The sequence below is a fragment of the Actinomadura bangladeshensis genome (assembly GCF_004348335.1).
GTDB classification, from domain to species: Bacteria; Actinomycetota; Actinomycetes; order Streptosporangiales; family Streptosporangiaceae; genus Spirillospora; species Spirillospora bangladeshensis.
This window is the reverse complement of the sequence record NZ_SMJW01000057.1, coordinates 26,688-36,661: the sequence shown is the minus strand read 5'-3', so window position 1 is coordinate 36,661 and position 9,974 is coordinate 26,688. Positions and strand designations below refer to the sequence as shown.

Annotated in this window: 11 protein-coding genes; 2 read left to right on the top strand and 9 right to left on the bottom strand. The window is 72.3% G+C overall.

The genetic code is table 11. The annotated features are described in order from the left end of the window. Position 1: 1 nt before the first annotated feature. The 6 genes from E1284_RS13985 to E1284_RS13960 form a co-directional block, all read right to left on the bottom strand. The gene (locus E1284_RS13985; RefSeq protein WP_131939493.1) at positions 2 to 577 is read right to left on the bottom strand and encodes an HdeD family acid-resistance protein; all 576 of its coding nucleotides are present in this window, start codon (positions 575 to 577) and stop codon (positions 2 to 4) included. Positions 578 to 701: 124 nt separating this feature from the next. Further along, positions 702 to 2,519, bottom strand: a complete 1,818-nt coding sequence (locus E1284_RS13980) for a phosphoenolpyruvate carboxykinase (GTP) (protein WP_131939492.1) — start codon at positions 2,517 to 2,519, stop codon at positions 702 to 704. A gap of 177 nt (positions 2,520 to 2,696) precedes the next feature. Beyond that, a complete protein-coding gene (locus E1284_RS13975; protein ID WP_207923746.1) occupies positions 2,697 to 3,752 on the bottom strand; it encodes an ABC transporter ATP-binding protein in 1,056 nt (351 codons plus the stop codon). Continuing rightward, the gene (locus E1284_RS13970) at positions 3,749 to 4,546 is read right to left on the bottom strand and encodes an ABC transporter permease (protein WP_131939490.1); all 798 of its coding nucleotides are present in this window, start codon (positions 4,544 to 4,546) and stop codon (positions 3,749 to 3,751) included. The genes E1284_RS13975 and E1284_RS13970 overlap by 4 nt, the downstream gene beginning before the upstream one ends. Continuing rightward, complete coding sequence (gene modA / locus E1284_RS13965; RefSeq protein WP_131939489.1) at positions 4,543 to 5,319, bottom strand: molybdate ABC transporter substrate-binding protein; 777 nt, start codon at positions 5,317 to 5,319, stop codon at positions 4,543 to 4,545. Before modA ends, E1284_RS13970 begins: the two co-directional genes overlap by 4 nt. Next, positions 5,316 to 5,729 (bottom strand): TOBE domain-containing protein, encoded by a 414-nt coding sequence (locus E1284_RS13960; protein WP_131939488.1) that lies wholly within the window; start codon positions 5,727 to 5,729, stop codon positions 5,316 to 5,318. Before E1284_RS13960 ends, modA begins: the two co-directional genes overlap by 4 nt. Before the next feature lie 258 nt (positions 5,730 to 5,987). Between E1284_RS13960 and E1284_RS13955 the strand changes: the two genes are divergently transcribed. Next, complete coding sequence (locus E1284_RS13955; RefSeq protein WP_131939487.1) at positions 5,988 to 6,590, top strand: hypothetical protein; 603 nt, start codon at positions 5,988 to 5,990, stop codon at positions 6,588 to 6,590. Positions 6,591 to 6,615: 25 nt separating this feature from the next. Here E1284_RS13955 and E1284_RS13950 read toward each other — a convergent pair whose 3' ends face one another. Both E1284_RS13950 and der read right to left on the bottom strand, forming a co-directional pair. After that, on the bottom strand, positions 6,616 to 6,822 hold the full coding sequence (locus E1284_RS13950) for a hypothetical protein (protein ID WP_131939486.1): 207 nt from the start codon (positions 6,820 to 6,822) through the stop codon (positions 6,616 to 6,618). 140 nt (positions 6,823 to 6,962) lie between these two features. After that, the gene (gene der / locus E1284_RS13945; RefSeq protein WP_131939485.1) at positions 6,963 to 8,348 is read right to left on the bottom strand and encodes a ribosome biogenesis GTPase Der; all 1,386 of its coding nucleotides are present in this window, start codon (positions 8,346 to 8,348) and stop codon (positions 6,963 to 6,965) included. Between the two features lie 160 nt (positions 8,349 to 8,508). On the opposite strand from der, the gene E1284_RS13940 reads away from it, so the two are divergent. Next, the gene (locus tag E1284_RS13940) at positions 8,509 to 9,312 is read left to right on the top strand and encodes an RNA-guided endonuclease InsQ/TnpB family protein (protein WP_243714469.1); all 804 of its coding nucleotides are present in this window, start codon (positions 8,509 to 8,511) and stop codon (positions 9,310 to 9,312) included. Here E1284_RS13940 and cmk read toward each other — a convergent pair. Next, a complete protein-coding gene (gene cmk, locus E1284_RS13935) occupies positions 9,272 to 9,934 on the bottom strand; it encodes a (d)CMP kinase (protein ID WP_243714468.1) in 663 nt (220 codons plus the stop codon). The genes E1284_RS13940 and cmk overlap by 41 nt on opposite strands. Between the last annotated feature and the right edge of the window lie 40 nt (positions 9,935 to 9,974).

The window sequence follows — 9,974 nt, the reverse complement described above, 5'->3', positions numbered from 1 at the left end:
GTCAGGGGCGGTGGGCGGTGGGCGCCCCGTGCGGCCGCTCCGCGGTCCGGCCGAGCCGGCGCAGCCGGAACGCGACGCCGAGCATCGCGGCGCCGAACAGCAGCGCGAGCAGGCCGATCAGCCAGACCACCGCGATCGCCCCCGAGACCGGCCAGGCGAACAGCAGGATCCCGAAGATCAGCGAGATCGCGCCGGTCAGCACGTAGAGCCATTCGCCGCGCAGCTCGCGGTGCAGCGCGACCGCGACGACGATCTCCAGCAGGCCGGTCGCGACCGCCCACGCGGCGATCAGCATCAGCAGGATGAACGCGGTGATGCCCGGCCAGGCCAGCGCGGCGATGCCGAGCGCGATCCCGGCGACCCCGGACAGCGCGAGCAGGCCGCGCGGTCCGCCGGTCGTGCCGCGGACCGCCTGCGTCACCGCGACGATCCCGTCCGCGAGCGCGTACGCGCCGAACAGCAGCACCAGCGCGAAGACGGTGATGCCGGGCCACACGAGCGCGACGATGCCGAACAGGATCGCGAACGCGCCGCGCAGGGCCAGCACCCACCAGTGCCGCGTCATCAGGTCGAGCATGCCGGGCCTCCCTGGGTCGGGGACTTCCCCAAGTGATGGCCCGTTTTCCGTCCCGGCAACGCCAAGGCCGGTCGCGGACTCCGCAAAGTCCGCGGCCGGCCCCGCGCTCACGCCGTGCGCCGGGTCAGTGCTCCAGGCGGCGCACCAGGTCGTGGTACTCGTCCCACAGCGCCTTCGGCATGTGGTCACCGAACTTCTCGAAGAACTCCGGCACGAGGGCGGCCTCCTGCTTCCACACCTCGGTGTCGACCGACAGGAGCGTCTCCAGGTCGGCGTCGTCCATGGCGAGGCCGTCGGTGTCGAGCGCCGCCTTGGTCGGCAGGTGCCCGATCGGCGACTTGGCGGCGTCGGCCTTGCCGTTGAGCCGCTCCACGATCCACTTCAGGACGCGGCTGTTCTCGCCGAAGCCGGGCCAGATGAACCTGCCGTCGGCGTTCTTGCGGAACCAGTTGACGTAGTAGATCCGCGGAAGCTTCTCGGCGTCGGTGGCCTTGCCGATGTCGAGCCAGTGGCCGAAGTAGTCGCCCATGTTGTAGCCGCAGAACGGCAGCATGGCGAACGGGTCGCGGCGCAGCTCGCCGACGGCGCCCTCGGCGGCGGCGGTCTTCTCCGACGCGATGTTCGCGCCGAGGAACACGCCCTGCTGCCAGTCGAAGGACTCGGTGACCAGCGGGACGGCGGAGGCGCGCCGGCCGCCGAACAGGATCGCCGAGATCGGGACGCCCTTCGGGTCCTCCCACTCGTCGGCGATGATCGGGCACTGCCCGGCCGGGGTGGTGAAGCGGGCGTTCGGGTGGGCCGCCGGGGTGTCGGACTCCGGCGTCCAGTCGTTGCCCTTCCAGTCGGTGAGGTGCGCGGGCGGCTCGTCGGTGAGCCCCTCCCACCACACGTCGCCGTCGTCGGTCAGCGCGACGTTGGTGAAGATGCTGTTGCCCCACAGCGTCTTCACGGCGTTGGCGTTGGTGCTCTCGCCGGTGCCGGGGGCGACGCCGAAGAAGCCGGCCTCCGGGTTGATGGCGTAGAGGCGGCCGTCGTCGCCGAACCGCATCCAGGCGATGTCGTCGCCGATCGTCTCGACCTTCCAGCCGGGGATGGTCGGCTCCAGCATCGCGAGGTTGGTCTTGCCGCACGCCGACGGGAACGCGGCGGCGACGTAGCGGGTCTCGCCCTCCGGCGGGGTGAGCTTGAGGACGAGCATGTGCTCGGCCATCCAGCCCTCGTCGCGGGCCATCGTCGAGGCGATCCGCAGCGCGTAGCACTTCTTGCCCAGCAGGGCGTTGCCGCCGTAGCCGGACCCGTACGACCAGATCTCCCGGGTCTCGGGGAAGTGCGTGATGTACTTGGTGGAGTTGCACGGCCACGCGGCGTCGGCCTGGCCCGGCTCGAGCGGTGCGCCGACGGAGTGGACGGCCTTGACGAACGAGCCGCGCTCCTCGATGAGCTTCAGCGCGCCCGCGCCCATCCGCGTCATGATCTTCATCGACACCGCGACGTAGGCGGAGTCGGTGATCTCGACGCCGAGCTGGGAGATCGTGCCGCCGAGCGGGCCCATGCAGAACGGCACCACGTACATGGTGCGCCCCTTCATGCAGCCGTCGAAGAGGCCGTTGAGGGTCTCCTTCATCTCGGCGGGGGCGACCCAGTTGTTGGTGGGACCGGCGTCCTCCTCCTTCTCGGAGCAGATGAACGTGCGGTCCTCGACGCGGGCGACGTCGGTGGGGTCGGACGCGGCGTGGAAGCTGTTCGGCCGTTTGGCCGGGTCGAGCCGCGTGAGCGTGCCCCGCTCGACGAGGAGGCCGGTGAGCCGCTCCCACTCCTCGTCCGAGCCGTCGCACCACTGCACGCGGTCCGGCTTGGTCAGCTCGGCGATCCCGCGTACCCACTCAATCAGTTCGGTGTGGCCAGTTGGGGCCTGGTCGAGGCCGGGGACCTGGATGGACACGGGCTACTCCTTCAGCTGTTCGCAGGATGTTTGCATGATGAACAAGACCCGTCGTTTTTGCCATTTGGTCTGGACCAATCCCGTCCGCATTTGAGACTTCTTGCCCGCTTTGTGATTGTTCTCACGCGAGGGCGGACGTGACGCCCGCCACCCCGGCGTGCTTCGGTAGGGGGACCTTCAAGCTGGGTAAACGCGGGTTTCGGTGGCCTTCACGGCCGCCCAGATCGTGCTGCCCTCCGACAATTGGAGTTCCGCGACGGCGGCCGGAGTCACGTCCGCGACCGCGTCGAATGGCGGTCCGGACAGCTGCACCCGGACACGGTCGCCCTGCCGTTCCACCGCCGCCACGCGGGCGCGCCACAGGTTGCGCGGGCTGCCGTCGGGACGCGTCCGGTACAGCGCCACCGACGATGGCGCGAACGCTATGAACACCTCACCCTCGGGTGAGTCCACCGTGTCCAGGGTCCCGGCGCCGCCGCCGATCACCACGGTCCCGCCCTCGGCCCTGCCCCGGTACAGGTTCAACCCGACGAGCCGCGCCACGTAGCCGGTGCGGGGGCGGCGCGCGACGTCCGCCGGCGCCCCCTCCTGGACGAGCCGCCCGCCCTCGACCACCGCGATGCGGTCGGCCAGCACCATCGCGTCCAGCGGGTCGTGGGTGACGAGCACCGCCGCGCCCGCGAACCCGGCGAGGTGGCGGCGCAGCGCGGCTCGGATCTCCAGCCGCGTGCGGGCGTCGAGGGCGGCGAGCGGCTCGTCCAGCAGGAGCAGGCCCGGATCGACGGCCAGCGCGCGGGCGAGCGCGACGCGCTGCGCCTGCCCGCCCGACAGCGCGCGGGGACGGGCCGACGCGTACTCGCCGAGCCCGACGCGCTCCAGCCACTCGGCGGCGGTGCGGCGGGCGGCGCGGCGCCCGGCGCCCCGGCAGCGCGGCCCGAACGCGACGTTCTCCAGCACGCTGAGGTGCGGGAACAGCAGGTAGTCCTGGAAGACCATGCCGATGCCGCGGCGGTCGGGCGGCAGCGGGCGCAGGTCCTCGCCGTCCACCCGCACGTGTCCGCCCGCCATCGGGACGAGCCCGGCCAGCGCCCGCAGCGCGGTGCTCTTCCCGGCGCCGTTCGGACCGAGCAGCGCCACGACCTCGCCCGGCGCGGCGGTCAGCGGCAGGTCGAGGCCGAACCCCGCCCGCCGCACGACGAGGTGGGCGTCCAGCCCGTCGCTCGTGTCGCTCACGTGGTGTTCACCCACCGGTCGCGCAGGGCCGCCAAGACGATCACCGAGACGGCGAGCAGGACGAGGCTGAGCACGATCGCGGCCTGCGGGTCGGTCTCCAGCGCCAGGTAGACGGCGAGCGGCATCGTCTGCGTGCGGCCCGGGAAGTTGCCCGCGAAGGTGATCGTCGCGCCGAACTCGCCGAGCGCCCGCGCCCAGCACAGGACGGCGCCGGCCGCCACGCCCGGTGCGACGAGCGGCAGCGTGACCCGGCGGAAGACCGTCCAGCGGCCGGCGCCGAGGGTGGCGGCGGCCTCCTCGTAGCGCAGGTCGGCGGCGCGCAGCGCGCCCTCCACGCTGATCACCAGGAACGGCATCGCCACGAACGTCTCGGCCAGCACGACGCCGGCGGTGGTGAACGGGAACGTGATCCCGAAGGCGGAGTCCAGCAGGCCGCCGACCAGGCCGCGCCGGCCGAGGACGAGCAGCAGCGCGACGCCGCCCACGACCGGCGGCAGCACCAGCGGCACCGTCACCAGCGCGCGGACCAGGCGGACGCCGGGGAACGGGACGCGCGCCAGCGTCCAGGCCAGCGGGACGCCGAACAGCACGCACAGGCAGGTGGCCAGGGTGGCGCTGAGCAGCGACAGGCGCAGCGCGTCCAGCACCTGCGGCTCGAGCAGCCGGGTGCCGAGCGTCGCCCAGGGCGCCCGGACGAGCAGCCCGGCCAGGGGCAGTACCAGGAACGCCAGCCCGGTCAGCGCGGGCAGCAGCAGGATCCACGGCGGCCGGCCCGGCACCGCGTCGGGTCTCATGGCGCTTCGAAGCCCGCCCCGGTCAGCACCGCCTCGCCCTGCGAGCCGAGCACCAGGTCGATGAAGTCCCCGGCGAGGGCGGCGTTCGGGGCCTTGGCGACCTGGACGATCGGGTAGTCGTTGACGGCCTTCGCCGCCTCGGGGAACTCGATCCCGCGGACCCTCCCGTCCGCCGCCCTGACGTCGGTGCGGTAGACGAGACCGGCGTCGGCCTCCCCGAGCCCGACCTTGGTCAGGACGGCCTTGACGTCCCTCTCCCGCGACGCGGGCTCGACGCGGACCCCGGCGGCGTCGAGCGCGGTCTTCGCGGCGGACCCGCAGGGCACCTGCACCGCGCACAGGGCCACCTTCAGGCCCGGCCGGGACAGGTCCCCGAGCTTGGCCACCCTGCCGGGGTCGTCCTTGGGGACGGCGATGACCAGGCGGTTCCTGGTGAACACGCGCGGCCGCCCGGACGCCTCGCCCGCGTCCGCCACGGTCTTCATCGTGGCCGGGTTCGCGGACGCGAACACGTCCGCCGGGGCGCCCTGCGTGATCTGCTGCGCGAGCGTCGAGCTGCCGCCGAAGTTGAACCGGACCCGCACGCCGGGGTGCGCGCCCTCGAACCTCTTCCCGAGCGCCGTGAACGCCTCGGTCAGCGACGCCGCCGCGAACACCGTCAGCGTCCCGCCGCCGGCCTTGCCCGCGTCCGCGCCGGACGAGCCGCCTTCGACGTCACCGCAGCCCGCCGCCGCGAGCAGGAGGGCGGCCGCCACCGCGGTGCGCTTGATCATGATGCTCCCGGTTCCGCGACCTCGACCACGACGTTCGTCGACTTCACGACCGCCTCGGCGACCACGCCCACCTGGAGGCCGAGGTCGTCGGCGGCCTCCCTGCTCATCAGCGACACCACCCGGAACGGGCCCGCCTGGATCTCCACCTGCGCCATCACCCCGTCCCGGACCACGTCGGTGACGATGCCGCGCAGCCGGTTGCGCGCCGAGGAGAACCGCTCGGGCTGGTCGGACGGCGCCGCACCGCGCGCCTGGTCGCGCACGAACGCGGCGAGCTCGGCGCCGGGCACGCGCCGGTGCCCGTGCTCGTCGCGGGACGCCGGGAGCCGCCCGCCGTCCACCCAGCGGCGGACGGTGTCCGCGCTGACCCCGAGCAGCGCCGCCGCCTCACTGATCCTGAACGTGGTCACGGGCCTCAGCCTAGCCAACCGCAGATGCGAGGGAAAGATGCCATCTTCTCGCGGACCTGCGAGCATTAGCTTACGTCCAAGCTCGCAGTTGCGGATCGGCCCCTGCTCAACGGCACTCGACGTTGACCCGAATATCCACTTTCCATGGAAATGCTCCCTTTTTGGCCACGTGTGGGTCTTTGAACCGTGTGGATCGCCCGGCTCCGGGTAAACGGTGACTCAAAACGGAATTCGGACGCCCGGTCAGGAGGAATGATCATGACTGGGACCATGCGAGCACCCCGCACCCGGGGCGTCCTCAGTGGAGTCCTGCTGATCCTGCTGGGGCTGTGGGGCGGCCTGCTGCCCTTCGCCGGCCCCTACTTCGGCTTCGGCTTCGCACCGGACGACACCTGGGTCTACACCACCGACCGGCTCGAACTGAGCATCGCGCCCGCCGCCGCGGCCGTGCTCGGCGGGCTGATCCTGCTCTTCAGCGCCAACCGCGCCTTCGCGATGTTCGGCGGCTGGCTGGCCGCGCTCGGCGGCGCCTGGTTCGCCGTCGGACCGCTCCTCGCCACACTGTGGGACGTGACCGGCATCGGCGCCCCGCTCGGCACCACCGAGGGCCAGATCCTCGCCGAGCGGCTCGCCGGGTTCACCGGGCTCGGCGTCGTGATCGTCTTCCTCGCCGCGTTCGCGCTCGGCCGGTTCGCCGTCGTCGGCGCGCGAGAACGGCCCCTGCCCGCACGGGAACCCGCACCGGCCGGCACCACCCAGCCGATCGTGCACGGACGCTACGCGCGGGAGAACCAGCCGGGCCCGCCGTCGCCGCGGCCCGGCGACCAGCACGTCGCGGGCGACCCGCGCTACGACCGCTGACGGCCGCCCGGGCCGTCCGCCGGCGTCACTTGCGGTCGCGAGCGCGCATGTTGCGGACGGCCTTGGTGGTCTCGTAGCTGCCGCGCTCGTCGTCCGTCCGGACATCGTCGCGGTCGGTGAACATGGCCACGAAGGCGATCAGCAGGCCCACGCCGCCGATCCACGGTTCCCGCCAGGCGAAGCTGAGCGCCACGCATCCGGCGGCCACGCAGAGCAGTAGCAAGAGCTTCACGTCGCACCCCTCGACCCGCGCCCTGATGCCCGGAGGGCAGGCCCCCGGACGAAACCGTTGTCCGTCCCGGGATCAGCGAGTAATGGAAGACTTACTCTCGTCCCGTAGAAGGCATCCTGACACGACGCGGCCCGGTTCCGCTACTTCCCGCCCTTGCCCCGCTTCTCGCGGATCTTCATCGCGATGTCGAGCGGGGTGCCCTCGAAGCCGAACTCCTCGCGCAGCCGCCGCTCGATGAACCGCCGGTAGCCCTCCTCCAGGAACCCGGAGGTGAACAGCACGAACCGCGGCGGCCGCACGCCCGCCTGCGTCGCGAACAGCACCCGCGGCTGCTTGCCGCCCCGCACCGGGTGCGGGTGGGAGTTCACCAGGTCGGCGAAGAACTGGTTCAGCTTGGACGTCGGGACGCGGGTGCCCCAGCCGTCCAGCGCGGTCTCGATGCCCGGCACCAGCTTCTCCATGTGCCGGCCGGTCTTCGCGGAGATGTTCACCCGCGGCGCCCAGCGGGCGCTGTGCAGCTGCCGGTCGATCTCGCGCTCCAGGTAGTGGCGGCGCTCCTCGTCCAGCAGGTCCCACTTGTTGTAGGCGATCACCAGCGCGCGGCCGGACTCGACCACCATCGAGATGATCCGCAGGTCCTGCTCGGCGAGCGGCTGGTCGGCGTCCACCAGCACCACCGCGACCTCGGCGCGCTCCAGCGCCGACTGGGTGCGCAGCGTCGCGTAGAAGTCGGCGCCCTGGTTCTCCCGGTGCCGCCGCCGGATCCCCGCCGTGTCGATGAACCGCCAGGTCCTGCCGCCGAGCTCGATCAGCTCGTCGACCGGGTCGCGGGTCGTGCCCGCCACCGAGTCGACGACCGCGCGCTGCTCCCCCGCCAGCTTGTTCAGCAGGCTCGACTTGCCGACGTTCGGACGGCCGAGCAGCGCCACCCGGCGCGGCCCGCCCTCGGCGCCGAACGACTCCGCCGGCGGCTCCTGCGGCAGCGCCTCCAGCACCGCGTCGAGCAGGTCGCCGCTGCCGCGCCCGTGCAGCGCGCTGACCGGGTGCGGCTCGCCGATGCCGAGCGACCACAGCAGCGCCGCGTCCGACTCGGCGCCGATGTCGTCGACCTTGTTGGCCACCAGCACCACCGGCTTGCCGGACCGGCGCAGGATCTCCACCACGGCCTCGTCCACGTCGGTGGCGCCCACGGTCGCGTCGACCACGAACATCACCACGTCCGCGAGGTCGACCGCCAGCCGCGCCTGCTCGGCGATCGCCGCGGCCAGGCCGGACGAGTCGGGCAGCCAGCCGCCGGTGTCGACGACGGTGAACCGCCGCCCGCTCCACGTCGCGTCGTAGGCGACCCGGTCGCGGGTCACGCCCGGGACGTCCTCCACGACGGCCTCACGGCGGCCGAGGATCCGGTTGACGAGGGTGGACTTGCCGACGTTCGGCCGCCCCACCACCGCCACGACCGGCGCCGGGCCCGCCTCGTCGGCGACGCCGTCCACGACGTCCACCGTCTCGATCTCGTAATCGCTCAACTGTTCACCTGGTCCTCTGAAGGATGCCCCGGCCCTTTGGACCGGAGAGGAATTCGGACTCCGCTAGGAGCGGCCCGGCGCAACCGGGACGCTCCCCAGACCGGGTCACACATCTCCGAAAACCCTTACAGCCGTCCGGTCCGGGAGTAACGTGACAGTCATGGGGACGGCGTACAAGTGCCGGGCCTACCCCGACCCCGAGCAGGCGGCCATCTTCGGCCGCACGTTCGGCTGTGTGCGTCTGGTGTGGAACAAGACCCTCGCCGAACGCCATCGCGCCTGGCACTCTCACGGTAGGCGCACCTCTTACAAGGAGACCGACGCCGCGCTGACCGCGTGGAAGAAGACCGAGGAGCTGGCGTTCCTGTCCGAGGTGTCCTCGGTTCCGCTGCAGCAGGCGCTGCGGCACCAGCACGCAGCGTTCGCCGGCTTCTTCGCCGGACGCGCCCGCTACCCCCGTTTCAAAACCCGCACGTCCCGCCAGTCGGCGCACTACACCCGCTCGGCGTTCCGCATGCGCGACGGGGAGTTGCAGATGGCCAAGGCGATCTCCGACTGCGGGTGGGGCGAGTTCCGCCGCCAACTGGAGTACAAGGCCCACCGCGCCGGACGCACCCTGATCGTCATCGACCGGTGGTACCCGTCGTCCAAGACCTGCTCGAACTGCGGGCACCTGCTGGAGAAGCTGAGCCCGTCCACCCGGCACTGGACGTGTCCGGGCTGCCGCACCCGGCACGACCGGGACCACAACGCGGCCAAGAACATCCTTGCGGCTGGTCGAGCCGCAGCTGGGGCTCGCCCCGGCGAGGTCTGTGGAGCTGATGTCAGACGGCAAGGGTCTCCCCTTCCGCAATCGGCGACGAAGCAGAAACCCCCACGGCGCGAGCCGCGGGAATCCCCTTCCTTTCAGGGAGAGGAGGAAGTCAATCATGCTCTTTGGCGAGGCGGACGACCGCCTCGATGACCTCGGCGAGGCTCAGCTCCGTCGAGTCGATCTCGTGCGCGCCGGCCGCCTTCGTCAGCGGCGACGCCTTCCGGGTGGAGTCGAGCCGGTCCCGCCTGGCCTGCTCGGCCTGCGTGACCGTCACCGACGCGCCCGGGTCGGCGGCCAGGTCCTTCGCGCGGCGCGCGGCGCGCGCCTCCTCGCTGGCCGTCAGATACACCTTCACGGCCGCGTCGGGGGCGACGACCGTGCCGATGTCGCGGCCCTCCACCACGATCCCGCCGGCCCCGATGACCTCCCGCTGCAGCTCGACGAGGCGGGCGCGGACCGCCGGGACGGCGCTGACCGCGCTGACCGCGTTCGTCACCTCGCGGGTGCGGATCGGGCCGGCCACGTCCGTGCCGTCCACCGTGATCGCGGGCGCGTCCGGGTCGGTGCCGCAGGCGATCTCCGGGTCGAGCGCGCGGGCCGCGACGGCGGCGCCGTCCTCGACCGGGACGCCGTTCTCCAGCATCCACCACGTCATGGCGCGGTACATCGCACCGGTGTCCAGGTAGCGCAGCCCGAGCGCCCGGGCGACCCCCTTGGACGCGCTGGACTTGCCCGAACCGGAGGGTCCGTCCATGGCGATGACGAGCGACACGATCGCTCCCTCTCTTCTTCGTCGGAACGCCCGGCGGCCG